Raw genomic sequence first — 24,551 nt, 5'->3', positions numbered from 1 at the left:
TCAGCTTCGCTGGGCGCGAACCGCCGGGATCAGGCCTTGCGGGCGAACCAGCAGCACGGCGATGACGCCCGACAGCACGATGGCGTCGCGATAGGGCGCGATCGCTCCCGGCAGTGTCGCTTGCAGCAGCACCTCGATGATGCCGAGCAGGAAGCCGCCGGCGACCGCACCGGGCAGGCTGCCGAGCCCGCCGACGACGGCGGCGATGAAGGCCTTCAACACCGGCGTAAAGCCCATCAGCGGATCGACCGAGGCACGCTGCGCCACCCACAGCATGGCCGCCAGCCCGGCCAGCAGGCCGGAGAGCAGGAAGGCGGTGGCGATGATGCGGCTGGCCGGAATGCCCATCAGGCGCACGACGTCGAAATCTTCCGCCGCGGCGCGCATCGCCGTGCCGGTCACCGAGCGGCGCAGGAAGACTTCCAGCGCAATCAGCGCCAGTGCGGAGACGACGATGGAGATGCTGGGACCGACGCCGATGGTGAAGTCGCCGAAGGAGAAGGCGCCGGTCATCCAGCTAGGCATGGCGACAGCTTGCGGCCGTGCCGAGATGCCGTTCTGGAAGACGACCTTCAGCAAGCTGGAAACCGCGAAGCTGGTCAACAGCAGGCTGGTGACGCTGGCGCCGCGCATGGGCCTGAAGGCGATACGCTCCATGGCGACGGCGGCGAGCGCGCCGCAGGAGACGGCGACAAGCACCGCCACCGGGAACGGGAAGCCGAGCACCAGCGAGGCCAGAAGCGCATAGCCCGACAGCGTCATCAGCTCGCCATGGGCGAAGTTGATGAGGCCGACGATGGAAAAGACGATCGCCAGCCCGAGCGCCAGCAGCGCATAGACGCCGCCGAGGCTCACCGCATTGATGATCTGCTGCGCGATCATGCTTCTTAAGCTCCCAGATAGGCTTGGCGGACGAGGTCCGATGAAGCGAGTTCTTTTGCCGTGCCCGACAGCACCACCTCGCCATTGGCGAGCACAACGGCGCGGTCGGCGATTTCGAGCGCCAGCGCCACATTCTGTTCGACCAGCAGGATGGTCAGGCCCTTGCGGCGCAGTTCGGCGATCAGGTCGAAGACGGTGTCGATCAGTTGCGGGGCAAGGCCGAGCGAGGGCTCGTCGAGCAGGATCATGCGCGGCTTGCCCATCAGCGCGCGGGCGATGGCCAGCATCTGCTGTTCGCCGCCCGACAGATTGCCGCCCTTGACGCGGTGGTAGCGGCGCAGGATCGGGAACAGCTCCAGCATCTCCTCCTCGCGCAGCCTTGCCTCGGCCGCCGGCTGATGCACCGCGCCGCCGAGACGCAGATTGTCGGCCACCGTCAGGCTGGCGAAGATACGGCGGCCTTCCGGCACCAGCGCGACGCCTTTGCGGGCGATCGCCTCCGGCGCCAAGCCGGTGATATCGACACCGTCGAAGATCACCTTGCCGAACGCCGCCGGCACCAGCCCGGCGACGGCGCCGAGCGTCGAGCTCTTGCCGGCGCCGTTGGCGCCGACCAGAGCGATGATCTCGCCGCTGCCGACGGTGAGGTCGACGCGGCGCACCGCCTCGACCTCGCCGTACCGGATTTTCAGGGCTTCGACGCTCAGCATGACATCACGGCGCCGGAACGTCGGCAGCGTCGGGGATCAGGGTCTGGACATGCTTGCCCTCGCCGCCCTCGTAGCGCATCAGCGCCACTGGCCGCAGCGGCATGCGATCGGTGCCGGCATAGGTGATCTTGCCGGTGATGCCTTCGAAATCCTTGAGGCCGGCGATGGCGTCGCGGATCGCTTTCGGGTCGTCGGAGCCGGCCGTCTTGACCGCTTGGTCGAGGATCAGGCCGATCTCATAGCCATTGACTTCATAGGTCGATTCCGGTGCGTGGCCGGCATATTTGGTGAAGGCGGCGTTGAAGGCCTCGAGCTTGCTGCCCGGCTCGGCATAGCCGGCCGCGGTGTAGACGACGCCGTCGACCAATTTGCCGAGCGCCTTGATGGTCGGCGTGCCGATGGCATCGGCGCCATAGACCGGGATGGTGACGCCGGCGCCACGCAATTGCTGGATGAAGGCGGGGAAATCCGGCTCATAGGCCGCCGTCATGATCAGGTCGGGCTTGTCGGCCAGGCCCTTGATGTTGGTGATCTCGGCGGAAAAATCGGGCTGGCCCATGCTGAACGTGCCGCGGCCGACAATGGCGCCGCCCTTCTTCTCGAACACCTTGCCGAAATATTCCGGCAGATTGGCGGTGTAGGTGGAGTCCGGCGAAGTCAGCAGGAACACCTTCTTCTTGCCTTCCGAGACGGCGAAGTCGGCGACCGCCGTCGCCTGCACATTGTCGGCCGGATAGGTGCCGAACATGACGTCGCCGACCGCGCCGGTGAGCACGGGGGCGGAGCCGCACAGCGTCAAGGTCGGAATACCAAGCGGTTGGGTCAGCTGGCCGGCGGAAATCGAGGGATCGGCATCGCACGGCGTGATCATGATCTTGGCGCCGGCGTCGATCAGCTCCTGGGCGACGGTGGCGGTCTGCGCGGTATCGGAGCGCGTGTCCTTGATCAGCAGCTTGACGGTGTATTTGCCAGCGAGGCCACCCTTGGCGTTGAGCTCGTCGAGCGACATGCGCAAGCCGGCAAGTGCCGGCTGGTCGTAGGGAGCGAGGCCACCGGTCTGCGCGGTCGCGGCACCGATGATGATCTCCTCGGCGCTGGCCGTCGAAATGGCGGCGATGCCGAACACGGCAGCGCACAAAGCGGCGCGATGGAGGCGATAGAGGCTTGGCATGTCGGTTCTCCTTCTGGATTTCTTATGGTTGGCTGTCGTTGCGGGTCATGCGGTCTGGTTTTCAGGCGTTGCGGTCTTGGCGCGCGACGTGCGGCTGCCGAGATAGGCTGCGATCACGGCGGGGTTCTTCTGGACATCGCCCGGCGTGCCGTCGGCGATGACGCGGCCATGATCGATGACGACGATGCGCTCGCACAGGTTCATCACCAGCCGCATGTCGTGTTCGATCAGGACGACGCCGATGCGGCGCTCGGTGCGGACTGTCGAGAGGATCGAAACCAGTTCGGCGGTCTCGACGGCGTTCATGCCGGCGGCCGGCTCGTCGAGCAGCAGGAAGCGCGGCTTCAATGCCAGGGCGCGCGCCACTTCGAGCCGGCGGCGCTGGCCATAGGCAAGCCTGGCGGCCGGTTGATCGGCGAATCTCTCCAGCCCCATGCGTCCGAGCTCACCCATGGCCGCGGCCTCGGCGTGGCCAAGATCAGGTTCCACCTGGCGGGCGGCGACGACGACATTTTCGAGCACGGTCATGTGCGGGAAGACGCGGATGTTCTGGAAGGTGCGGGCAACGCCGGAGCGGGCGAAGCGGAAGGCCGAAGCCTGCCGGACCACGCCACCCACCGACACGGTGCCGGCACTTGGCTTGATATCACCGGCCAGCATGTTGAGCAGCGTCGTCTTGCCGGCGCCATTGGGGCCGATGATGCCGGTGATGCTGTCGGTCTCGAAATCCAGGCTGACGTCGTCGACGGCGACGACGCCGGCATAGCGGCGCGACAGATGGACGGCGGTGAGCCGGTCACTCTCGACATGCCGCGGTGGCGCCGTTGAAGCCATCACGGCCTGGCGTCCGGGCCGGCGCAGCAGGTTCAGTTCACGCTCGCCGAACAGACCGGTCGGCCGCCGCCAGATAACCAGGATCATGGCGATGGCAAGCACGCCCTGGGTCAGGCCGAACAGGACGGGCAGATGCAGGCCGAGCACCTCGCCGCCGCCTTCGAAGCGGCGCACCACTTCGACCAAAACGATGGTGACGATGACGCCGGCGAAAGCGCCGAGCGACGAGGTCATGCCGCCGACGATCAGCATGGCGAGCATGGTGAAGCCGAGGTCGAAATAGAAATCGCGTGGCGAGAACGCACCCAGAAACTGCGCCATCATGGCGCCGGCGGCCATGGCGGCGACGACACCCGCCACCCAAGCGGCCAGACGCGCCGTGCGCTGGTCGACGCCGACGGCGGCGGCACCGCGCTCGTCATTGGCGGCGGCGCGGGCGGCAAGGCCGAAGGAGGTTTCGCGAAACAGCCTCGCCGCCACCAGCGCCATCGAAGCGACAGCGGCAGCCGTCCACAGCCCGACCTCGCGCGGCACGCCATAGAATGGCTGACTGCCGCGCGTGATCTCGCGCCCGGCCACCAGCAGCGTGTAGACGATGATCAGCATGGCAAGCGTTGCGATCGAAGCGCTCGATCCGGAAAGCCTGAGCAGCGGCGTGCCGGTCAACAGGCCGACTATGACCGCGAGAGCAAGGACGACGGCCAGCGCCGCGAAGAAGGAGAGTTGATACCCGGCGAGGAATTGCGGCAGGTCGCGCAGCGCCGTTCGTTGCAATGCGGTCGGCATGGTGAGGATGCCGGTGGCGTAGGCGCCAAGGCCGACAAAGGCGGCCTGACCGAACGAGACGATGCCGCTGTTGCCAGAGAATATCTGCAGGCCAAGCACCGCCGTCAGCATGATCGCGGCATAGGTGACCACACGTTGCATGGCGGCGCTGCCAAAGATGAAGGCGGCAAGCGCCACCAGCAGCAGCACCGCGACCATGCACAGGGCATCGGCAGTGGCGTTGCGAAACGCGGCCGGCATGAAGCCACTGGGCTTGCTCTCGCTCATCGTCACCGACGCCATTACGCGGCCCTGAAGCGATCGGGTGAAAACGGCGCCAGGATCGGTTGCGCGCCTTCGGTGACCAGCCTGGCCACCGCCTCGCCGACTGCCGGCCCGGTCTTGAAGCCGTGGCCGGAGGATCCCGCCGAAACGACCAGCCCTTCGACGTCAGGCATGGCGCCGATGACCGGCAGATCGTCGGGGCTCATGTCGTAGAGTCCGGCATAGCCGGGCCGGATGCCAAGCTCGGCCATGGCAGGGACTCTGCCAGCGAAGGTCTCCAGAATCTCGACCGATTCCTGCTCCTCGACACCTTCCATGTAATCATCAGGATTTTGGACCAAACGCGGGCGGCCCGCATGTTCGTGGCGCAGGCCGGTGCCGCCACCAGCCCAGGTGCCGGCCAGGATGACGCCGTCATTGTCAGGCCGTGCATAGTTGCAGGAAATGTCGTCGCACCAGGCGAAAGGCATGACCTGCCTTGCCTTGCCGGCTGCGTCGAGGACGGCCATCGGATGGCGCTCGACATGCAGCGGCAGATCGAGGCCGACCGTCGCCAGCAGGCGGCGCGTCCACGGCCCGGCGGCCAGGACGACGGTACCGGCTTCCAGCACCGTTCCATCGGTCAAGGTGACGCCGGTGATGCGGTCGCCCTGCCGTTGAAGGCTCTCGACCAGCGTGTTCTGCATGATCCTGGCACCGTTGGCGCGGGCGGCACGGGCGATGGCGTTGGTGGCGCCGAAGGCATCGGCGTAGCCATATTCCGGCTCCCACAGCGCCATTGCGACATTGTCCAGGGCAAAGCCGGGTGCCGCGTCGGCAAAGGCCTGCGGCGACAATGTCTCGATGCGCGCGCCCTCGCCGCGGATGCGTTCGGCCGCCGCCGTCCAACTCACCTTGTTGTCGTTGCCGCAGACCCACATCATGCCGATTTCGGTGACGAAAGAGCCTTCGCCCGCGATTTCCGGCAGCGACACCAGGATCTCGCGGCCACGTATGGAAAGCTGCGACAGTTCCGGCATCAGGTAGAAGGCGTGCAGCAGCGCCGACGATTTGCCCGACGGGCCGCCGGCGGGATGGGTCTGCTCGACCAATGTGACCTTCACACCGGCCTTGGCCAGATGATAGGCGGCGCTCGATCCGACAATGCCGGCACCGACGACGATGACGTCGCTTCCGTTTCGCATGGCTGTTCCCCACAGTCTCTTGGCTGCTTTCCGACAAGGTAGGGCCAGCGATCACGCAATGTCAACATCTCTTCATTGTTGACCAAGATTTAAATCTCTGTAATAAACTCGACAAAACAAGAGAACACGGATTTCGGGGAGGCCCATGGCGATACGCGATGTTCTGATGCGCGGGGATCTTGCGCTGACGCCGTCGGAAGAGAAGATCGTCCGACTGCTGTTGACGGACTATCCGACCTCCGGCCTCGGCACCGCCTCATCGCTCGCCCGGCGCGCTGGCGTCAGCGATCCGACCGTGGTGAGACTGGTCGTCAAGCTCGGCTATGAAGGGTTTCCGGATTTCCAGGCGAAGCTTCTGGCCGAAGTCGAGGCAAGACTGCACTCGCCGCTGCTGATGATGGAGGCCAAGCGGCAGAGCGGCTCCAACGACAGCGCCGTGCTGGCCTATCTCGACAGCGTCACCACGGCCTTGCAGAAAGCCACCGCCGCGACACCCATCCAGACATACGAGCGGGCGGCCCGCCTGCTGATGGAGGTCAAGGGCGAGGTTGTGATGGTCGGCGGCCGGTTCAGCCGTCACATCGCCGGCATGCTGGCCGGCTATCTCGTGCAGTTTCGCTCCGGGGTTCGCGATCTCGGCGTGCTTTCTCCACAGACTTTCGACACGCTCGCCGACCTCGACCGGCGCGACGTGCTCGTCGTGTTCGACTACCGCCGCTACCAGCTCGACGTCATGGCCTATGCGAGCCAAGCGGCAGCGCTCGATGTGCGCATCGTCCTGTTCACCGACCAATGGCTGTCGCCGATATCAGACCTCGCCGAAGTCACCATCGTCAGCCCGCTCGAAGTCGCCTCGCCCTACGACACGCTGGCGCCGGCGATCGCCCAGATGGAGGCGCTGGTCGCCCATATCGTTTCGACGCTGGGCGACGACGCGCGCGCCCGCATCGAGCGGCTCGAAAGGGTGCGACATGCCAATGCCGTGACACTCGACAGCGACCCGCAAGAGAACGGCGCGCGCAAGATACCCGGACCCCGCAAGACGCCGGGACCCAAATCAGCAAAGCAGGACGACAAAGCATGACCCAGGCCCTACCCAAACGAGACGAAGCCTTCCGTGCCGGCGAAACGGCCCTGCTGCTCGTCGACATGCAGCGCATCTGGCTGGAGCCGGGCGCAGATCCGTCGCATCCGGAGCGTGGGCCGGATCATTATTTCTACCGGCAGACATCGTCACAGACGATCCCCAACCAGGAGCGCCTGCTGGCCGCTGCGCGGGCCAATGGCGTCGAGGTGCTGCACACCATCATCCAGAGCCTGACCGAAGACGGCCGTGACCGCTCGCTCGACCACAAGCTGACGCCGATCCATGTCGCGCCCAGCCTCCCGGAGGGTCTGCCGGTGCCGGCGCTGGCGCCGGTTGGCGACGAGATCATGCTGCCGAAGACGTCGTCGGGCATCTTCAATTCGACCAATGTCGACTATCTCCTCAAGAATCTCGGCATCCGCTATCTCGTCGTGGTCGGCGTGCTGACCGATCAATGCGTCGACATGACGGTGCGCGACGGCGCCGACCGCGGCTATCTTGTCACCTGCGTATCGGATGCCTGCGCCACCATTACGCAGGAACGCCACGACATCGCGCTCAAGGCCTTCGGCGGCTACTGCTGGGTGGCCGACACCGACACGGTCGTCGGCCGCTTCAACGCTTTGGGAAAACCGGCATGACATCGACTGTCGAGCCTCTGGTTGCCGTCGTCACCACGGATCTCTCCGCCGTCACGCGGGGCCGCTTCGTTGCCGAAAGCAAGTTGCAGAAGACCGCCACGACCGGCGTCGGCTGGCTGCAGGCCAATCTGTCGCTGACGCCGTTCAACTCGATCGTCGATCCCAACCCCTGGGGCTCGTCGGGCGACCTGCGGCTGATCCCCGATCTCAAGGCGCGCTTTCGCACGACACGTACCGGATCGGCGACGCCGTTCGACATGGTCGCCGGCGACATCGTCGAGCTCGATGGCAGCCCATGGCTCGGCTGCACCCGCACGATGCTGAAAGAGGCGCTGGCCGATTTGAAAGCCGCAACCGGCCTGTCGGTCATCGCCGCCTTCGAGCATGAGTTCAATGTCGCCGACGGCGGCTTCGCGCCGGCGCATTCGATGTCTTTCTCCGCATTGCGCCGCACGGACCCCTTCGCGCCCAACCTGATGGCGGCGCTGGAGGAGGCCGGCGTCGCGCCCGAAGTGGTCATCGCCGAATTCGGCGACGAGCAGTTCGAGGTGACGCACGAGCCGGCGGACGCGCTGACGGCGGCCGACCGCGCCGTCGCCATCCGCGAAATCACGCGCGAATTGGCGCGCAATGCCGGCTGGCGTGCGAGCTTTGCGCCCAAAACCGCGCCAACTGCCGTCGGCAACGGCGTCCACATCCATTTCAGCTTTGTCGACGAGGCCGGCAAGCCGGTGACATACGATCCAACGCAGCCCGGAGGTCTTTCCGCCAAAGCCGGCGCCTTCTGTGCCGGCGTGCTGCGCCATCTGCCTGGAATGACCGCGATGACGGCGTCGAGCGTGTCGTCCTTCTACCGGCTGAAGCCGCACAGCTGGAGTTCGTCCTATACCTGGCTTGCCGACCGCGACCGCGAGGCGTCGCTGCGCATCTGCCCGACTGTGACGATCGGCGGACGCGATCCGGCGCGGCAATACAACATCGAATACCGGGCCGCTGACGCCACCGGCAATCCCTATCTGTCGCTGGCGGCGATCATCCGCGCCGGGCTGGAAGGGTTGAAGGCGGGCCTGCCGTCGCCGCCTTTGGTCACCGGCGACCCGACACTGATGAGCGAGGCTGAGCGGGCGAGTCTCGGTCTGGTGCGCCTGCCCGAAACCCTGCCGGCGGCACTGGACGCGTTGCTGGCCGACGGCATCGTGACGGGATGGTTCGCGCCTGTCTTCATCGAAACCTTCGTCGGCCTCAAGCGACATGAAGCCGAGCGTCTTGCCGGTCTCGATCCGGCCTCCATCTGCGATCTCTACCGGACGCTCTATTGATGACCGCGCAGGCCAGAAAAGATTGGCCCGAGGCCGTCGAGGTCCTCAACGAGCACGGCCGCTCCGATATCGTGCTGTTGTGCGAGCATGCGTCCAACCACATGCCGGCCGAGTATCGACAGCTCGGCCTCGATGCCGGCCATCTGCAGCGCCACATCGCCTGGGATATCGGCGCCGCCGAAGTGACCCGCCTGCTGTCGTCGAAGCTCGATGCTGCGGCCTTCCTCAGCGGTTATTCGCGGCTGCTGATCGACCTCAACCGGCCGCTGGGCACGCCAGGCAGCATTCCGGTGCTGTCGGAAGACACCGACATTCCCGGCAATGTCGGCATCGATTCGGCGGAGCGGAGCCGACGTGCCGAGATCATCTTTTCGCCGTTTCATGACCGGGTGACCGCGTATCTCGACCGCCGGGCACAGGCAGGCCGGCAGACGCGGATCGTGACGATCCATTCCTTCACGCCGGTCTTCCTCGGTGTCAGCAGGCCTTGGCATGCCGGCGTGCTGCATGACCAAGCGAGAGGTCTCGCAGAATCGATCCTTTCGGGCCTGCGCACCGACGCCGGGCTCAATGTCGCGGCCAACGTGCCCTATGTGATCAGCCGCGACGCCGATTACGCCGTGCCCATCCATGGCGACGATCGCGGCATCCCCGCCGTCCTCGTCGAGATCCGGCAGGATTTGCTGTCGACGCGGTCCGGCATCGAGGAATGGGCGGACCGGCTGGCGGCGGCACTGCCGGCACTCGAGACGGAAACCGTGCCGTGAGCAATCTAAGCCTGCGCGAACGCGACGCCGCGGCCATCGCCCAGATCGGCAAGCTGCGTTTCTCGCCGCTCAGCGTCATCGGCGGCCGGGGCAACCGGCTGATCGAGGAAGGCGGCCGCTCCTTGCTCGACCTGTCGGGATCGGCCGGTCCGGCGGTGCTCGGCTACGGCCATCCGGCAATCGTCGAAGCGGTCGAGACGTCGATCCGCGACATGGCGGGCGCCAGCCTGCTGCTCTACCCGAACGAGCCCGCCGTATCGCTGGCGGAGCGGCTGCTGGCGATTACGCCCGGAGAAGGCGAACGGCGCGTCTGGTTCGGCCATTCCGGGTCGGATGCCAACGACTGCGCGGTGCGCGTGCTGCAGGCAGCCACCGGCCGCTCGCGCTTCATCTCGTTCATCGGTTCCTATCACGGCAATCTCTCCGGCTCGATGGGCATCAGCGGCCATACCGCCATGACCCACACGCTGCCCCGGCCGGGCGTGCTTCTGCTGCCCTATCCCGATCCGTTCCGACCGAATTTCAGCAGCGAGGACGTGCTTGCGCTGCTCGACTACCAGTTCGAGACCACCTGCCCGCCGCATCAGGTCGCGGCGGTGTTCATCGAGCCGTTGATGTCGGATGGCGGACTGATCGTGCCGCCGCCTGGCTTTCTCAAGGCATTGCAGGAGCGTTGCCGCAAGCACGGCATCAAGATTGTCGTCGACGAGGTCAAGGTCGGGCTCGCTCGCAGCGGCATGATGCACTGCTTCCAGCATGAAGGACTGACGCCCGACCTCGTCGTCTTCGGCAAAGGCATCGGCGGTGGCTTGCCGTTATCGGCCGTGATCGGCCCTAAGGAGATCATGGACCATGCGCCGGCCTTCGCGCTGCAGACGACCGCAGGCAACCCGGTGGCGACATCGGCCGGCAACGCGGTGCTGAAGACGATCGAGACGGACGGCCTGGTCGAGCGCTCGGCGCGGATCGGCATGCTGTTTTCCGACGCGCTGCGAGCCCTTGCCGCCAGGCATGAGATCATCGGCGACGTGCGCGGGCGCGGCCTTGCCATCGGCGTCGACCTGGTCAAGGACCGCACGACACGTGAGCCGGTTGCGGCGGCGACCACGGCCAAGATCATCTATCGCGGCTATGAGTTGGGTGCAGCCTTCACCTATGTCGGGTTGAGGGCCAATGTGCTGGAGTTCATGCCACCGCTGACGCTGACGGAAGACGAGATGACCGAGGGCGTCGCGATCGTCGACCAGGCAATCGCTGACGTGAATGCCGGCAAGGTCTCGGATGCGGACGTCGCCTCCTTCATGATGTGGTGAACAAAAAAGGCGCCGCGCCGGGCTGCGACAGCGATCGTCTCGGCAGCCCCGGCTCATCGTTGTGCAACAATTATTCCGCGATACGCACGATCAGCTTGCCGAAATTCCTGCCTTCGAGAAGGCCGAGAAAGGCCTGAGGCGCATTTTCGATGCCGTCCACGATATCTTCCCTGTAGCGGACGCGGCCGGACGCTATCCATTCGGCCATCTCGCGATAGAAGGCCGGGCGCTGGTCGACAAATTCGCGCTGGATAAAACCCCTTATCGTCAGGCTGCGGTGCAGCACTTGCTGCATCAATGTCGGCAACCGGTCGGTGCCGGCATCCGCGATGACGTTGTACTGCGCGATCAGCCCGCAGACCGGCACACGCGCAAATTCGTTCAGCAGCGGAAACACCGCGTCCCAGACAGGACCGCCGACATTCTCGAAATAGATGTCGATGCCGCCGGGGCAAGCTGCCTTCAACTGCTCTGCAAAATCGTCGGCCCGGTGATCGACGACCGCGTCAAAGCCCAGCTCGTCTCGCACGAAAGCACATTTATCGGCACCGCCGGCGATGCCGACGGCACGCGCCCCCTTGATGCGCGCGATCTGGCCGACGGCCGACCCGACCGCACCGCTGGCGGCCGCGACGACGACCGTCTCGCCAGGCTTCGGCTGCCCGATGGTGAGCAGACCGGCATAGGCCGTGAAGCCCGGCATGCCGAGCACGCCGAGCGCGGTTGTTATGGGTGCAGCCGCGGGATCGAGCTTGCGCAGCCCGACACCGTCGGACAGGGCGAAACTCTGCCATCCGGAGTGGGACAGGACGATGTCGCCTTCAGCAAATTCCGGATGGCGAGAGATCATCACACGCGCGACGGTGCCGCCTTCCATCACACCGTCGACATCGACCGGCTTGGCATAGGATTTGGTGGCGTTCATACGACCGCGCATATAGGGATCGAGCGACAGATAAAGGATCTGCAACAGCAGTTCGCCCTCTCCCGGCTGGTCAAGGTCAACCGTCTCGATGCGGAAATGATCCGGCTTCGGCCGGCCTTGCGGTCGCGCCGCGAGCACGATGCGGGTGTTGGACTGGATTGACATGGAGACCTCTCCGCGAAGGATGTTCTACTAGAAAAACCGGTTGGGCGGCCGCTTCAAGCCGAGATTCTCGCGCAGTGTCGACCCCTCATATTGCCGCCTGAAGATGCCTCGCCGTTGCAATTCCGGCACCACTTTCTCGGCAAAATCATCCAGCCCTGCCGGCAGGTAGGGAAACATGATGTTGAACCCGTCAGAGCCCTCGGCAACCAGCCATTCCTCCATCCCGTCGGCGATTGTTTCAGGCGTGCCGACAAAAGCAAGGCCGGAATAGCCGCCCAGCCTTTGCGCAAGCTGCCTGACGGTCAGGTTCTCCTCGCGTGCCAGTTCGATGACGCGCTCGCGGCCACTCCTGCTCGCATTGGTCTCGGGGATTTCGGGCAAGGGCGCGTCCGGGTCAAATCCGGACGCATCGTGTCCGATCGCGATCGACAGCGAGGCGATGCCGCTCTCGTAGTAGACGAGGCTGTCGAGCTTCGCCCGCCTGGCCTGCGCGTCCTCGACGCTGTCGCCGACAACGACAAAGGCGCCAGGCAGGATCTTGATGTCGTCACGCGAGCGGCCGAGTTTCTCCGCACGGCCTTTGACGTCGGCAAAGAAACGCTGTCCCGCCGCGATATCCGCATGGGCGGCGAAAATGACCTCCGCTGTCTCCGCCGCCAGTTGGCGTCCAGCCTCCGACGCGCCGGCCTGGACGACGACCGGCCAACCCTGGATTGGCCGGGCGATGTTGAGCGGCCCACGCACCGAGAGATGTTCGCCCTTGTGGTCGAGCACATGCAGCCTGGCCGGATCGAAATAGAACCCGCTTTCGGCGTCGCGGATGAAGGCATCGTCGGCAAAGCTGTCCCACAGGCCGGTGACGACATCGTAGAATTCCCGCGCCCGCCGGTAGCGCTCATCATGCTCGACATGCTCGTCGAGGCCGAAGTTCAGCGCCGCGTCAGGGTTGGACGTGGTGACGATGTTCCAGCCGGCGCGTCCACCGCTGATATGGTCCAGCGAGGCGAAGCGGCGAGCAACATGATAGGGCGCGTCGAACGTCGTCGATGCGGTGGCGACCAGCCCGATATGGTCAGTGACGGCGGCGAGCGCCGACAGCAGCGTGAACGGCTCGAACGAGGTGACCGTGTGGCTGCGCCGCAACGCCTCGATCGGCATGTTCAGAACGGCCAGATGGTCGGCCATGAAGAAGGCGTCGAACTTCGCCGCTTCCAGGGTCTGGGCGAAGCGCTTCAGATGCGCGAAATTGAAATTGGCGTCGGGATAGGCGCCCGGATAGCGCCAGGCGCCGGTGTGCAGGCTGACGGGGCGCATGAAGGCGCCGAGGCGCAGTTGTTTTCGTGTCATGAAGATGTTCCGGCCGATCGATACAGTCGAGCACAGTGCTCGAATCCTGGCTCAGGATCGGACCGTCAGCCCAACTCGGGAAGGTATTCTGTTCCGCTGCGCCGGGCTTTTGCAGCATTTCAGTTTTGCGCCTGATACCCCAGGACAAAAAATGGCCGGGCTCGAATACGGCCCGGCCAAAAAGAAGGTCAAAACCTTCAGAGGGGAACACCGTTCGGCGAAATGGGAGGAAACCGCCGAACGATTTTACCTTTTTGAGCTTATTTCCAAGCCTTGGCGACGAATGGCATTCCAAAAAACATGCCAAACGGCAAAAATTCGTGCCAGGCGACCGTCACGAACCCACCGTTCCAGTCTCCAGAAGATCGGCATAGTGGCGGCGTGCCACGTCGGGATGGGAACGCAGCCGGCTTTTAAGCACATTGGTTCCGACGTCGCGGAACAACGGGTTGTCGGGATCGCTTGCCGGTCCGCGCGCCTGCGCCGCCAGTTCCTCGGAAAGGCCGAGAAGCGGGATGGTTGCATCGAGCCGCGCGCTGAAGAAGAAGGGAACGGAAATCCGTTCGACGCCGGCAGGCGGCGTCACGACTCGGTGCACGGTGGCCCGCAGATATCCATTCGATGCGAGTTCGAGCAGTTCGCCGATGTTGACGACCAGCGTTCCGGGCAGCGGATCCACATTCACCCAGCTTCCGTCATATTCGACCTGCAGCCCCTTGTTGTCGTCCTGCAGCAGCAGGGTCAGGAAGCCGCCATCCTTGTGCGCGCCGACGCCCTGGTCGCCTTCGGTCGCGTCACGGCCGGGATAACGGACGATCTTCATGCGATGGTTGGGCGAGTCCCGGTAGATCGCGTCGAAGGCGTCCTCGGGCTGATCGAGCGATAGCGCGAAGGCTTTCAACAGCCGAATCGCCACCGCGGTCGCCTTGGCCTGCCATGCAAGCAGTGCCGGCTTGAGCTCCGGCAATGCCGACGGCCATTGGTTGGGTCCTTGCAACCTTGTCCACGGTGCAATTCCAGGTCCCTGCGCTATGGGCTGGCGCTCGACGCCGATGTCGAGTTGCTCACGCCAATCGGCCGCGCCCTTGGTCAGTTCGCCACCAGCGCGGGTGTAGCCGCGGAACTGCTGGGATTTGACCATTTCGATCGCCAGCTTGTCGGCCTGAGGCAGCGCGAAGAACCGGCGTGAGGCATCGAGCACGTCGTCGATCTCCGAGGTCGAAATTCCGTGGCCGCTGAGGTAGAAGAAGCCGACGTCCCGCGCCGCCGTGCGCAGGTCCAGGAGAAAGGTACGATATTCAGACGCACCTTGTTCGAGACGGCTCAGATCGAGCACCGGCACAATTCTGGGCATGGTCAGGTTCCTTCTTTTCTCTGCCTTGGCTTAGGAGAAGTAGAAGCGACCACCGGCAAGAGCTTCGAGAATGAATGCATCTCAAAGTGACACGCAAGGCGTGCCGATCAAAGCAACAAGAAGTCCAATCTGGCCCGAATGGAAGAACGTCAGCGCTGCATATTGTGAACTGCCGGCAAATAATTTCCCGACACGTGCTTTACCCGCCATGCCTCTCGTAGGCCGCACTTTCCAGTGCGACATCGTATAAGTCACAGCGGAAGCGCAACCGCGCGTGATCGCCTGTAAATCCGCCAGCCGACCGGCCGGAGCGCATTCAAGCCAGCTCGAACCGCTCGATGGCGCGCATGATGCCACGCAGCTCGGCGAGGCCTTTCAGCCGGCCGATCAGCGAATAGCCGGGATTGAGCCTGGTCTTGCCGATATCGTCGGCGAGCAGATGGCCATGGTCGGGCCGCATAGGAATGCGCCAGTCGGCGCGGCCTTCCCGACGGCGGCGCGCCTCTTCCTGCATCAGAGCCAGGATAACATGCGCCATGTCGGTGCCGCCCTCGAGATGCTCGGCCTCGTGGAACGAGCCGTCATCCTCGATGGTGATGTTGCGCAGATGGGCGAAATGGATGCGGTCGGCGAACTCCTTGACCATGGCGACGATGTCGTTGTCGGCGCGCGTGCCATAGGAGCCGGTGCAGAACGTCAGGCCGTTGGCGGGGCTGTCGACGGCGTTGAGGATGAAACGCGCATCCTCGGCGGTCGAAACGATGCGCGGCAGGCCATAGAGCGAGAAGGGCGGGTCGTCGGGATGGATGCACATGCGCACCCCCTCCTCTTCGGCCACCGGAATGATCTCGCGCAGGAACCAGGCAAGGTTGTCGCGCAGCTCCTTCGGTCCGATCGCATCATAGTCCGCCAGGGCCTCGCGAAAACTGTCCCTGTCATAGCTGCGCTCGGTCGCAGGCAGGCCGGCGATCAGGTTGCGCTCGATCCTGTCGATCGCTTCGCTGCTCAATTCCTTCAGCCGCGCTTCCGCCTCGGCAATGCGGGCGGGGGTATAGCCGGCCTCGGCATTGACGCGCTTCAGCACAAACAAATCGTAGGCCGCGAAATCGATCGCGTCGAAACGCAACGCATAACCTGTCGTTGGCAGCCGATAGGCGAGATCCGTGCGCGTCCAGTCGACCACCGGCATGAAATTGTAGCAGACCGTCGCAATGCCGGCCTTGGCGAGCGCGCGAATTGAGTCACGATAGTAGCCGGCATAGCGCTCGCGTTCCGGCGCGCCGATCTTGAATGAATTGTGGACCGGAATGCTCTCGACCACCGACCATGTCAGGCCGGCGGCCTCGATGACACGCTTGCGCTCCAGAATGCTCTCGAGCGGCCAGGCGCGCCCGTCATAGATATCGTGCAAGGCGCTCACCACGCCGGTCGCACCGGCCTGCCTGACATGATCGAGCGTTACCGGGTCGTTCGGTCCATACCAGCGCCAGCACTGTTCCATAGCCGCTTCCTTCTGCGAGAGGATGGCAACCTATTGTTGGACCACAATGGGTGTCAAACTAGGAACGGTTTCGGACAGCGAATGAAGGAGTTTTCCCAATGAAGGATTTCGACGGCAAGGTGGCTTTGGTGACGGGCACGACCGGGATTGGCCTCGCAACCGCCAGACGCCTCGCTGCAGGGGGTGCTGCGATCGTCGCCTGCGGCATCGACCGCGCGGCCAATGCTGCGCTGAAAGCGGAACTGGAAAGCTCCGCAGCCGGGGCGCTGGTCATAGACGCCGACGTCTCCGTGCCCGATCAGGTTCGCGACGCGGTCGCGGCCGGCGTCGAGCGGTTCGGCGGCCTCGATATCATCGTCAATTCGGCGGCGGTGCATCCGTACGGAACCGCGACCAGCACCGATTTCGAGACTTGGAACAGGGCGATGTCGGTCAATGTCGGGTCCATCTATCTGACCGCGCATTTCGGCATTCCGGAAATGGTCCGCAGGGGCGGCGGCGCCATCGTCAACGTCGCTTCGGTGCAGGGCTTTGCCTGCCAGCAAAACGTCGCCGCCTATGCCACCACCAAGGGCGCCATCCACACGCTGACGCGTGCCCTGGCCCTCGACCATGCGCGCTCCGGCATCCGCGTCAATTCCGTCAGCCCCGGCTCGATCCGCACCCCGATCCTGGAGAAGGCCGCCCGCGGCGAGAACGGCACGGATGCCGATGTCGAGGCCGCCTACAAGCGCTTCGGCGAAGCGCACCCCATCGGGCGCATCGGCGAGCCGGAGGAAGTGGCCGAACTCATCGCTTTCCTGTGTTCGTCGAAGGCCGGCTTCTGCACTGGCGCGGACTACAAGATCGATGGCGGCCTGACCGCCGGCATCGGCGTGAAGTAGATCGCGAAGATTGGGGCTTGTCCGTTACCGGGAGCAGCCAGCATCCGACCATTGGTTTGCCGATCTTCTTGCAGATCAATGCCCAAGCAAATTGAACACCGCACGGGCCACGCCGACATGAAAGGGGCGTTCGATCGATGAATTAATAGGCATTCTTGCCGATTGACAAAAACATCAACAGGCGACCAAGATCATATGACCATCAACGATATTGGTCCCGAGGTTGCCCCTCGGCATTGGCGTAAAGGAGAGCCAGATGCCCCTTCAGCAGAGAGTGACCCACCGTCCGAAACAATGTCCCGCCGCTTCCATCCTTGCCACCGCACTGCTAGGCCTCGGCCTGATCACACTGCCCGGCATCGGCCACGCCGAAGGGATCACGCTCAAGATTTTCGGCGGCTCGGCGCTCGACGAACTCGCGCCGCGTCAACCGCCGGACGAGCAGAAGAAAATCCAGCAACAGGTCATCGACGGCTTCCTCAAGGCCAACCCCGACGTCGCCGCCGTCGAGTGGGATGCCCAAGGGCCGCAAACCGATTCCATTCAGCGCATGATGACCGCAAAACTTGCAAACCAGGAAATGGACCTGATCGCCTGCCCGGCCTTCTACACCAATGGCGCCTATGTCAGGCGCAAACTGGTGATGCCGATTACCGACAAGATCAAGCCGTTCCAGGACAGTATCGACGCCGCTGCACTTGGCGCCTTCACGGTCAACGGCCAAGTCTACGGCGTGCCGATCTCGACGCTGTCGACATCGACGATCTTCTACAATGTCGATCTCTTTCAGAAGCTCGCCATTCCTGTCCCGCCAACCTATGACGACCTGAAGGCAGCCGTGCCGAAGTTCAAGACCGAGGGCGTGATCCCTCTGCTGCATCAGGGCTCGAACACCGTGATGTGGCCGATGTGGTACTTCGAGACCTTCTCGCAGGCCTCGGGCGACCCGGTCGGCAAGACGCAGAAGAACCTCGAGGGTACGGCGAAGTTCACCGACGCGCCCGATGTCGAGGGCTTCAAGCTGATCAAGCAATGGGTCGATGATGGCATCCTTTCCAAGGATTCGCTTTCCGTCGACCAGGACGGCATGCGTGCGGCGTTCGCCGCCGGCAAGAGCGCCATGTATTATGGCGGCACCTGGGAAATCCCGTCGCTCCAGTCGAGCGTCAAGGACTTCAAATGGGGCGTCTTCGCCTTTCCGAAAATGGACGGAACGCCGGGAGCGCCCGGCCATGGCGGCGGTGCCGACAACGGCATGTGCGTCGCCTCCTCGATCCCGCCCGAGAAGCTCGATGCCGCGGTCAAATTCATCGAATATCTGACACGGCCTGAAGTCGCGACGCTCTACCTCGCGCCGGAACAGCCGATCGCGGCCTCGATCAAGGGCGTGCCGCAGGTCGACGATGCCTATGCCGTCGAATTGCGCAAGCAAGCCTTCCCGAACACGATCAAGTTCCTCGACTGGATCTGGCCCTCGGAGGTCGCGAGCGCCACGTCTTCGGCAATCGCCGGCATCGTCGGCGGCACCACGACGCCCGAAGACGCCGCCGCATCGATCCAGACCATCTTCGATGACCTCAAGGCCCAGGGCAGCTGGCCCCCCAAATGAGGCCCTGAGATAGCGCCTGCAAGCGAGCGCCCATCCAGCCGGGCTGATGCGCCAGGCAAGAAAAACAGAGGCTGCCTGCTTCGGGCAGCCTCGCCCATCGGAGAAAACACATGACGACACATCGCGCCGAACGGCAGCGCTTCTCGATCGGCTATCATCTGAACAGCTGGGACCTGACCGGCCTTCCGCTCAGGCCAGCCATCAAGTTTCTCGCCGACCAGGGCTTCGGCTGGTTCGAGATCCTCGCCTTCACCAGCCTGTCGGACCAATACGCCCGCAAATACATGCAACTCGGCAACCAGGCGCCGATGGGAGTGACCACCGACACCGACATCTTGCGGCGCTATGCGCTGCTGTCGGAAGGCCAGAGCGAGTATGGCATCAAGCTCTCCTCCTTCTACGTCAATGCGATTTTCACCAACCCTGTCGCCTGGACCTATGAACGGGACGTTCTCGTCGCGCTGGCCAGGATGTTGAAGGGCTTTGGCTCACCGGTGCTGGTTCTCGGCGGCGGTCCCTCGGAAGACGCTGCCGGGGCGCACACGGCCGACGACTACCGCGCCTTTTGCCGGGCGCTCGAGGATATCGGCAGGCGGACAAAGGACCTTGGCATCGAGACGGTCTATCACCCGCACCTCGACACCTTCATCGAGCGCCGCGACCAGCTCGACCGCATGATGGATGAACTGGATACCGACCTGGCCGGCCTGTGCATCGATCCGGCGCATCTTGCCCACACCAATTCCGATCCGGTCGACGCGGTCAGGACCTACATTTCCGCCGTGCGCTACATGCATTTCAAGGACACCAGGGTCGATCCGGCGTTGAAGGGCTATGACCGCTATGGCGCTTTCTGCGAGCTCGGCGCCGGGGTCGTCGATCTCGCTGGCATCGTCGACGTCCTGCTGGATGCAAACTACGATGGCCTCGCCATCATCGAGCTGGATGCGTCCAAGAAAACGGCAGAGCAAAGCACGCTCGAGAGCATCGCCTATGTCAGGGACACGCTCGGGCTGGTGCTGACCCCGCAAGGCGCGAAGGCCACATGAGCACGCGACCGCAAGAGGAGGCTCCTGTTTCGAGCCGATCCGGCACCTGGCGCTTCAATGCCGGGGACGGGGCGGTCGCATTCGTCATGATCCTGCCCGCCGCGATCCTCTTCGGTCTTTTCTACCTCTGGCCGTTCGTCAACGGCTTCTGGCTCAGCCTGCACAATTGGGACGGGTTTTCCGACCCGACCTGGGCAGGTATTTCCAACTACAAGCGCCTCGTGCACGATCGCATTTTCCTCGGTGCGCTGCGCAACAATTTGATTTTCGTCGTTGCCGTCGTGGTCCTGAAGAACGTGCTCGGCCTCGGGCTGGCACTGCTTCTGAACCGGGCGCTGCTTGGCCGCACCTTCTTCCGCGCCGCCGCCTTCGTCCCGGTGACGATGTCCTTCGTCGCCGTCGGCCTGCTCTGGTCCTGGATCTACAATCCGGTCTTCGGCCTGCTCAACAGCGGGCTCGATCTCATTGGCCTCGCCGGGCTGAAACGATCATGGCTCGGCGACGCCGACATCGCGCTCTACTCGATCATCGTCGTCGATGTCTGGAAATGGCTCGGCTTCCATGCCGTCATCTATCTGGCCGGGCTGCAGACGATTCCCTCGGAGCTTTATGAATCGGCGAAGATGGACGGCGCCGGCCCCTTGCAGCGCTTCCGGCACGTCACCGTTCCGATGATGATGCCGATCATCTTCATCAACACCATCCTCGGCCTCTCCGGCGCCTTCGTGCGCAATTTCGACATCGTCTATGTCCTGACCAAGGGCGGCCCGAACCACGCCACCGAAGTGGTGCTCACCTACATGATGAGCAAGGCCTTCCAGGACGGCGCCATGAGCTACGCCGCGGCGATCGGCTATGTGCTGTTCATGATCGTCGGGCTGGCCAGTGTCGGCCTGCTGGCCCTGATGCGGCGGCAAAGGCTCGACGTCTGATGAGAGCCGCCAACCTTTCGCTGAACGATGGCGCCGCCGGCTCTCGCCGTCGCGGGCTCATGCAGCGCCTCGGCATGCGCGGCATCCTCGAAATTGGCGGCATCTATGCCGCGCTCATTCTCGTGCTCTTCGAGACCCTTTATCCGCTGCTTTGGGTGCTGTTCGGTTCGCTCAAGACCAAGCAGGAAATGCTCAGCAATGTCTGGGGTCCGCCATCGAGCCTGGTGCTGCAGAACTATGCCGATGCCTGGCGGATCGCCGGCATGGGATCGCGCATCGTCAACAGCATCTTCGTCACCGGCTCGGCATTGATCATCCTGGTGGCCGTCGCGACGCCGTGCGCCTATGCGGTGGCGCGTCTTCGTTTCCCCGGACGCGGTCTTGTGGTCGCAGTCGCGGTTGCGGCCATGCTGGTGCCGCCGCAGGTGATGGCCATTCCGCTGTTCCTGGTGGCGCGCGATCTCGGCCTGATAAACAGCCGGCTCGGCATTGCCTTCATCTATGCCGCGACGTCGCTGCCGCTTTCGGTCTTCATCCTGCGCAGCTTCTTCATCACATTGCCGGCCGACCTCGAAGATGCCGCGCGCATCGATGGCGCCAGCCGGCTCGAGATCCTGATCCACATCATGCTGCCCCTGGTGCGGCCGGGCGTGGCGCTGATCCTCATCTTCGGCTTCATCGAGATCTGGAACGATTTCTTCCTGGCCTTCCTGCTGTTGCGCGACCCTTTGGTGCAGACCATCCCGCTAGGACTGGTCAGCTTCTTCCAGCAATACGACTCGCTCTGGACGCTCTATTTCGCCGCGTTGACGATCACGACACTGCCGGTGATCGTCGTCTTTGTCGCCATGCAACGGCAGTTCATCGCCGGCCTGACAGCCGGCGCCGTGAAGGGTTGACATGCAGGATCGCGTTATTGGCGTCGGCGTCATCGGCTGCGGCGAGATCGCCCAGCTGATGCACTTGCCTTATCTCATGGAATTACCGGCGTTTCGCATCGCCGCCTTGTGCGACATCTCTCCCGGCACGGTCGACAAGGTCGCGGAACATTATGGCGTCACTGCCAGATATACCGACCATCGCGCGCTGCTTGCCGACCCGAATGTCGATGCGGTCGTGATCTGCACCTACGATCATGGCGAGATGGTCGCCGATGCAATCCGCGCCGGCAAGCACCTGATCGTCGAGAAGCCGCTTGCCTTCACGCCGCAGGAGGCGCGCCCGCTGGTCGAGCAGGCCGAGCGGAGCGGCCTCGTCGCCCTTGTCGGCTACATGAAATTCTATGATCCCGGCTATGAGACCGGGCTGGAGCGCATCGCCGCCATCGGCCGGCCGAAGTCGATCCATGTCCACGATTTCGCCGGCCGCTTCGACCGCTATGGCCAACTCTACACCCAGACCCGGATCACCGACGTGCCGGCCGATGTGTTGGCGGCGGGGCGCGAAACGGTCGCTCGGCGCATCGAGGCGGCGCTCGGTGTGGACCATGCCGGCTATCGCGATCTCTATCTTGTACTGCTCAGCCTCGCCAGCCACGACCTTGCCGTCATGCGCGGTGCTTTCGGCACGCCCGACCGCGTCGTCCATGCGCAACAGACCGGCCCGAACCAGTTGCTGGCCGTGCTCGACTATGGCGGCGTCCCTTGCCTCTTCGACATGGCACTTGCCCAGTATGGATGGTGGGACGAGTGGATCCATGTGCATGGCGAGCGCGACGAGGTGCGGATCGAATTCCAGAACCCCTATTTCCGCAATGCCTCGGCGACTGTCCGGCTACGTGAAACGACAGGCGAGGCTGCATCCGAACGCGTTCTGCCTGGCGTTCCTGATACGTCGTTCCGCCGCGAGTGGCTGCATTTCGCCGATTGCATCCTTGCCGGTGTTAAGCCGCGCACGCCGCTTTCGGGCGGGCTCGCCGATCTCGATCTTGCCGTCCGGATCATCCAGGCAATGCCGCCGAAAAGACTTTAGCGAAATTTCGGAAACGCGCCGCCGGCCGGCGCGTTGGCCCAGCTCTGCAAGGTCTGGCCGCCGTCGATCAGCCAATCCACGCCTGTGACGTGCTTCGCCTCGTCGGAGGCCAGGAAAGCCACGGCGGCCGCGACATCATCCGGCTGGCCGATGCGGCGCAACGGAATGCGGTCGGCGAAATGCTGGACGCTGCTCTTGAATTCGCCGTCGCCGGAAACCGGCACGCCAAGCGTCGTCTCGATCACGCCGGGGCAGATGGCGTTGACGCGTATGCCGTAAGGCGCGGCATCGAGCGCCGCGACCCGCGTCAGGCCGACCACGCCGTGTTTGGAAGCGACATAGCCAGCTCCCCCCGAAAGGACGTCCCAACCGGCCATGGACGAGCCCATGTTGACGATCGAGCCACCGGTCCCGGCCTTGATCATCGCCCGAAGCGAAGCCTGCAGCACGAGGAAGATGCCGCGCAGATTGATGCGGATGGTCGTATCCCAGTCCTCGACCGGCAGGTCGTGAACGGGAGCGACGACGCCGGAAATGCCGGCATTGTTGAACACCACGTCGAGGCCGCCGAACGTCTCGACGGTCGCCTCGACGGCGCGCCGCACACCCGCTTCGTCGGTGACGTCAGCCTCGATCGCCAGGACGCCGCCGCCGAGGGAGCGAGCCAGTTGCTGCGCCGCCGCGCCATTGCGGTCGACAATGGCGACCCGTGCGCCTTCGTCAAGGAAACGCCGCACCGCTGCGCTGCCGATCGCGCCCGCGCCGCCGGTGACGAGAACATTCTGTTTGTCGAACCGTTTCATTGTCCGGCCTCCGGCTTCGGATAGGAACGCCACGAATGGCTTGGCTCGAAGCCGATCGTTTCGCGCGCATGGATCGTGTCGAGCACGGCGCCGAAACCGGCGATCGGCCGTGACAGGGGGACATCAGGGTAGACCCGGCGCAAAAGCGCTTCGGTTTCCTCTTCCATGAATGTGTCGGCGGCGCTGAGGAGGACGCGCAGATGGCCGTCGCCTTGCCATTCAAGCGCCCGCAGGAAGCCCTGACCGGCGTCGCGCCCATCAAGATAGGCCCACAGGTCACGGGCACTGTCGGCAGTGGCGCGGCGCGGCGCGACGCCCTCGAAAAAAGAACCCGGCGTCTGGATCCACGGCATGCGGATACTGACCGCCGAAAAGGCGCCGCGGCGCACCGCCGCGTCGACGATTTCCTCGCCCAGCCATTTCGACAGGCCGTACGGGTCCTGCGCGCCGACCGGATGGTTCAGGTCGACCGGCAGATAGGGCGGTCGAACAGGTTTCTCGAAAAAGGGATAGCCGAAAACGCTGAAGGACGAGGCATAGACGAAGCGCCTGGCGCCGGCCATGGCAGCTGCCTCGACCACATTGTAGGCGGTCGCGATGTTGGTCTTGAACACCTCGCCGCCGGCCCGCCCGGTCGGCCGCGGAATGGCCGCGACATGCACAACGGCATCGCAGTCGCGCACCAGCTGCAGCGTCGATCCCAGATCGGTCAAATCGGCGGTTGCGTGGCGCCATGCGACCTCACCCGGCACCACGGCATCGACACCAAGCACATCGTGGCCGGCCGCAACCAGAGCCTCGGCCACATGGCGGCCAAGCAGGCCACTGGCTCCGGTGACGATGGTTTTCATATCTCGACCTCGGCTCCGCAATTAAGCGGCTTGAATATCATTGATGGTCATACAAATCGAGCACATGCCTGACAAGCGTTGTCAAGGCCATTTCGCGATGGACAAATAGCGCATACGCTTGTCGGAGCGCGGTGCGCAAGGCCGACCAGCACGCTTTGCGTCGAACGGGATTGACTTGGCATCCACTAGGGTTTTTTGTATG

22 protein-coding genes are annotated in these 24,551 nt (G+C 64.2%); 11 read left to right on the top strand and 11 right to left on the bottom strand.

Going from position 1 to position 24,551, the window contains the following annotated elements:
- Genes NKJ67_RS27435 through NKJ67_RS27415 form a run of 5 tightly spaced genes read right to left on the bottom strand, consistent with a single transcriptional unit; the run spans position 1 to position 5,831 of the window.
- Complete coding sequence (locus NKJ67_RS27435) at positions 1 to 882, bottom strand: branched-chain amino acid ABC transporter permease (protein ID WP_127269886.1); 882 nt, start codon at positions 880 to 882, stop codon at positions 1 to 3.
- 5 nt (positions 883 to 887) lie between these two features.
- Positions 888 to 1,592 carry an ABC transporter ATP-binding protein gene (locus tag NKJ67_RS27430; RefSeq protein ID WP_352584303.1) on the bottom strand — a complete coding sequence of 235 codons (705 nt, stop codon included), beginning with the start codon at positions 1,590 to 1,592 and terminating at the stop codon, positions 888 to 890.
- 4 nt (positions 1,593 to 1,596) lie between these two features.
- Positions 1,597 to 2,763: an ABC transporter substrate-binding protein gene (locus tag NKJ67_RS27425; RefSeq protein WP_127397965.1), complete on the bottom strand. Its 1,167-nt coding sequence runs from the start codon at positions 2,761 to 2,763 to the stop codon at positions 1,597 to 1,599.
- 45 nt (positions 2,764 to 2,808) lie between these two features.
- Positions 2,809 to 4,650, bottom strand: a complete 1,842-nt coding sequence (locus tag NKJ67_RS27420) for a branched-chain amino acid ABC transporter ATP-binding protein/permease (protein ID WP_352584301.1) — start codon at positions 4,648 to 4,650, stop codon at positions 2,809 to 2,811.
- Positions 4,651 to 4,664: 14 nt separating this feature from the next.
- Positions 4,665 to 5,831, bottom strand: a complete 1,167-nt coding sequence (locus NKJ67_RS27415; protein WP_127270506.1) for an NAD(P)/FAD-dependent oxidoreductase — start codon at positions 5,829 to 5,831, stop codon at positions 4,665 to 4,667.
- A 145-nt stretch (positions 5,832 to 5,976) separates the two neighbouring features.
- Between NKJ67_RS27415 and NKJ67_RS27410 the strand changes: the two genes are divergently transcribed.
- The 5 genes from NKJ67_RS27410 to NKJ67_RS27390 are packed head-to-tail and all read left to right on the top strand — an operon-like array spanning position 5,977 to position 10,958.
- On the top strand, positions 5,977 to 6,915 hold the full coding sequence (locus tag NKJ67_RS27410) for a MurR/RpiR family transcriptional regulator (protein ID WP_256746093.1): 939 nt from the start codon (positions 5,977 to 5,979) through the stop codon (positions 6,913 to 6,915).
- Entirely contained in the window at positions 6,912 to 7,559 is a 648-nt protein-coding gene (locus NKJ67_RS27405) for a cysteine hydrolase family protein (RefSeq protein ID WP_127267229.1), read from the top strand. Before NKJ67_RS27410 ends, NKJ67_RS27405 begins: the two co-directional genes overlap by 4 nt.
- Entirely contained in the window at positions 7,556 to 8,878 is a 1,323-nt protein-coding gene (locus tag NKJ67_RS27400; RefSeq protein ID WP_352584298.1) for a type I glutamate--ammonia ligase, read from the top strand. The genes NKJ67_RS27405 and NKJ67_RS27400 overlap by 4 nt, the downstream gene beginning before the upstream one ends.
- Entirely contained in the window at positions 8,878 to 9,645 is a 768-nt protein-coding gene (locus NKJ67_RS27395) for an N-formylglutamate amidohydrolase (protein WP_352584296.1), read from the top strand. The genes NKJ67_RS27400 and NKJ67_RS27395 overlap by 1 nt, the downstream gene beginning before the upstream one ends.
- Positions 9,642 to 10,958: an aspartate aminotransferase family protein gene (locus NKJ67_RS27390; RefSeq protein WP_352584294.1), complete on the top strand. Its 1,317-nt coding sequence runs from the start codon at positions 9,642 to 9,644 to the stop codon at positions 10,956 to 10,958. Before NKJ67_RS27395 ends, NKJ67_RS27390 begins: the two co-directional genes overlap by 4 nt.
- A gap of 70 nt (positions 10,959 to 11,028) precedes the next feature.
- On the opposite strand, the gene curA is transcribed toward NKJ67_RS27390, so the two are convergent.
- From curA to uxuA, 4 genes are all read right to left on the bottom strand, one after another.
- A complete protein-coding gene (gene curA / locus NKJ67_RS27385) occupies positions 11,029 to 12,048 on the bottom strand; it encodes an NADPH-dependent curcumin/dihydrocurcumin reductase (RefSeq protein ID WP_352584292.1) in 1,020 nt (339 codons plus the stop codon).
- A 27-nt stretch (positions 12,049 to 12,075) separates the two neighbouring features.
- The gene (locus tag NKJ67_RS27380) at positions 12,076 to 13,395 is read right to left on the bottom strand and encodes an LLM class flavin-dependent oxidoreductase (RefSeq protein ID WP_352584290.1); all 1,320 of its coding nucleotides are present in this window, start codon (positions 13,393 to 13,395) and stop codon (positions 12,076 to 12,078) included.
- Positions 13,396 to 13,729: 334 nt separating this feature from the next.
- The gene (locus NKJ67_RS27375; RefSeq protein ID WP_352584288.1) at positions 13,730 to 14,749 is read right to left on the bottom strand and encodes an isopenicillin N synthase family dioxygenase; all 1,020 of its coding nucleotides are present in this window, start codon (positions 14,747 to 14,749) and stop codon (positions 13,730 to 13,732) included.
- A gap of 316 nt (positions 14,750 to 15,065) precedes the next feature.
- Positions 15,066 to 16,250, bottom strand: a complete 1,185-nt coding sequence (gene uxuA / locus NKJ67_RS27370; RefSeq protein WP_127396133.1) for a mannonate dehydratase — start codon at positions 16,248 to 16,250, stop codon at positions 15,066 to 15,068.
- A 98-nt stretch (positions 16,251 to 16,348) separates the two neighbouring features.
- On the opposite strand from uxuA, the gene NKJ67_RS27365 reads away from it, so the two are divergent.
- From NKJ67_RS27365 to NKJ67_RS27340, 6 genes are all read left to right on the top strand, one after another.
- Entirely contained in the window at positions 16,349 to 17,134 is a 786-nt protein-coding gene (locus NKJ67_RS27365; RefSeq protein WP_352584286.1) for an SDR family NAD(P)-dependent oxidoreductase, read from the top strand.
- Positions 17,135 to 17,390: 256 nt separating this feature from the next.
- A complete protein-coding gene (locus NKJ67_RS27360) occupies positions 17,391 to 18,743 on the top strand; it encodes an ABC transporter substrate-binding protein (protein WP_352584284.1) in 1,353 nt (450 codons plus the stop codon).
- Positions 18,744 to 18,853: 110 nt separating this feature from the next.
- Positions 18,854 to 19,792: a sugar phosphate isomerase/epimerase family protein gene (locus tag NKJ67_RS27355; RefSeq protein WP_352584282.1), complete on the top strand. Its 939-nt coding sequence runs from the start codon at positions 18,854 to 18,856 to the stop codon at positions 19,790 to 19,792.
- Positions 19,789 to 20,724 carry a carbohydrate ABC transporter permease gene (locus NKJ67_RS27350; protein WP_352584280.1) on the top strand — a complete coding sequence of 312 codons (936 nt, stop codon included), beginning with the start codon at positions 19,789 to 19,791 and terminating at the stop codon, positions 20,722 to 20,724. Before NKJ67_RS27355 ends, NKJ67_RS27350 begins: the two co-directional genes overlap by 4 nt.
- A complete protein-coding gene (locus NKJ67_RS27345; protein ID WP_292335979.1) occupies positions 20,724 to 21,623 on the top strand; it encodes a carbohydrate ABC transporter permease in 900 nt (299 codons plus the stop codon). Before NKJ67_RS27350 ends, NKJ67_RS27345 begins: the two co-directional genes overlap by 1 nt.
- Position 21,624: 1 nt before the next feature.
- Positions 21,625 to 22,695: a Gfo/Idh/MocA family oxidoreductase gene (locus NKJ67_RS27340; protein ID WP_352584278.1), complete on the top strand. Its 1,071-nt coding sequence runs from the start codon at positions 21,625 to 21,627 to the stop codon at positions 22,693 to 22,695.
- Here the strand turns inward: NKJ67_RS27340 and NKJ67_RS27335 are convergent.
- Together NKJ67_RS27335 and NKJ67_RS27330 are read right to left on the bottom strand one after the other, a co-directional pair.
- Complete coding sequence (locus tag NKJ67_RS27335; protein WP_352584276.1) at positions 22,692 to 23,498, bottom strand: SDR family NAD(P)-dependent oxidoreductase; 807 nt, start codon at positions 23,496 to 23,498, stop codon at positions 22,692 to 22,694. The genes NKJ67_RS27340 and NKJ67_RS27335 overlap by 4 nt on opposite strands.
- Positions 23,495 to 24,349: an NAD-dependent epimerase/dehydratase family protein gene (locus NKJ67_RS27330; protein WP_127807797.1), complete on the bottom strand. Its 855-nt coding sequence runs from the start codon at positions 24,347 to 24,349 to the stop codon at positions 23,495 to 23,497. The genes NKJ67_RS27335 and NKJ67_RS27330 overlap by 4 nt, the downstream gene beginning before the upstream one ends.
- Positions 24,350 to 24,551: the final 202 nt, after the last annotated feature.

The organism is Mesorhizobium sp. M0088 (assembly GCF_040322895.1).
GTDB lineage: Bacteria > Pseudomonadota > Alphaproteobacteria > Rhizobiales > Rhizobiaceae > Mesorhizobium.
The sequence above is the reverse complement of the archived record's forward strand: the minus strand, read 5'-3'. Positions and strand labels throughout refer to the sequence as shown.

Excerpts from the sequence above, each read along its gene's own strand:
- NKJ67_RS27435 (WP_127269886.1), bottom strand. The coding sequence starts at position 882 with ATGATCGCGCAGCAGATCATCAATGCGGTGAGCCTCGGCGGCGTCTAT.
- NKJ67_RS27430 (WP_352584303.1), bottom strand. The coding sequence starts at position 1,592 with ATGCTGAGCGTCGAAGCCCTGAAAATCCGGTACGGCGAGGTCGAGGCG.
- NKJ67_RS27425 (WP_127397965.1), bottom strand. The coding sequence starts at position 2,763 with ATGCCAAGCCTCTATCGCCTCCATCGCGCCGCTTTGTGCGCTGCCGTG.
- NKJ67_RS27420 (WP_352584301.1), bottom strand. The coding sequence starts at position 4,650 with ATGAGCGAGAGCAAGCCCAGTGGCTTCATGCCGGCCGCGTTTCGCAAC.
- NKJ67_RS27415 (WP_127270506.1), bottom strand. The coding sequence starts at position 5,831 with ATGCGAAACGGAAGCGACGTCATCGTCGTCGGTGCCGGCATTGTCGGA.
- NKJ67_RS27410 (WP_256746093.1), top strand. The coding sequence starts at position 5,977 with ATGGCGATACGCGATGTTCTGATGCGCGGGGATCTTGCGCTGACGCCG.
- NKJ67_RS27405 (WP_127267229.1), top strand. The coding sequence starts at position 6,912 with ATGACCCAGGCCCTACCCAAACGAGACGAAGCCTTCCGTGCCGGCGAA.
- NKJ67_RS27400 (WP_352584298.1), top strand. The coding sequence starts at position 7,556 with ATGACATCGACTGTCGAGCCTCTGGTTGCCGTCGTCACCACGGATCTC.
- NKJ67_RS27395 (WP_352584296.1), top strand. The coding sequence starts at position 8,878 with ATGACCGCGCAGGCCAGAAAAGATTGGCCCGAGGCCGTCGAGGTCCTC.
- curA (WP_352584292.1), bottom strand. The coding sequence starts at position 12,048 with ATGTCAATCCAGTCCAACACCCGCATCGTGCTCGCGGCGCGACCGCAA.
- NKJ67_RS27380 (WP_352584290.1), bottom strand. The coding sequence starts at position 13,395 with ATGACACGAAAACAACTGCGCCTCGGCGCCTTCATGCGCCCCGTCAGC.
- NKJ67_RS27375 (WP_352584288.1), bottom strand. The coding sequence starts at position 14,749 with ATGCCCAGAATTGTGCCGGTGCTCGATCTGAGCCGTCTCGAACAAGGT.
- uxuA (WP_127396133.1), bottom strand. The coding sequence starts at position 16,250 with ATGGAACAGTGCTGGCGCTGGTATGGACCGAACGACCCGGTAACGCTC.
- NKJ67_RS27365 (WP_352584286.1), top strand. The coding sequence starts at position 16,349 with ATGAAGGATTTCGACGGCAAGGTGGCTTTGGTGACGGGCACGACCGGG.
- NKJ67_RS27360 (WP_352584284.1), top strand. The coding sequence starts at position 17,391 with ATGCCCCTTCAGCAGAGAGTGACCCACCGTCCGAAACAATGTCCCGCC.
- NKJ67_RS27355 (WP_352584282.1), top strand. The coding sequence starts at position 18,854 with ATGACGACACATCGCGCCGAACGGCAGCGCTTCTCGATCGGCTATCAT.
- NKJ67_RS27350 (WP_352584280.1), top strand. The coding sequence starts at position 19,789 with ATGAGCACGCGACCGCAAGAGGAGGCTCCTGTTTCGAGCCGATCCGGC.
- NKJ67_RS27345 (WP_292335979.1), top strand. The coding sequence starts at position 20,724 with ATGAGAGCCGCCAACCTTTCGCTGAACGATGGCGCCGCCGGCTCTCGC.
- NKJ67_RS27340 (WP_352584278.1), top strand. The coding sequence starts at position 21,625 with ATGCAGGATCGCGTTATTGGCGTCGGCGTCATCGGCTGCGGCGAGATC.
- NKJ67_RS27335 (WP_352584276.1), bottom strand. The coding sequence starts at position 23,498 with ATGAAACGGTTCGACAAACAGAATGTTCTCGTCACCGGCGGCGCGGGC.
- NKJ67_RS27330 (WP_127807797.1), bottom strand. The coding sequence starts at position 24,349 with ATGAAAACCATCGTCACCGGAGCCAGTGGCCTGCTTGGCCGCCATGTG.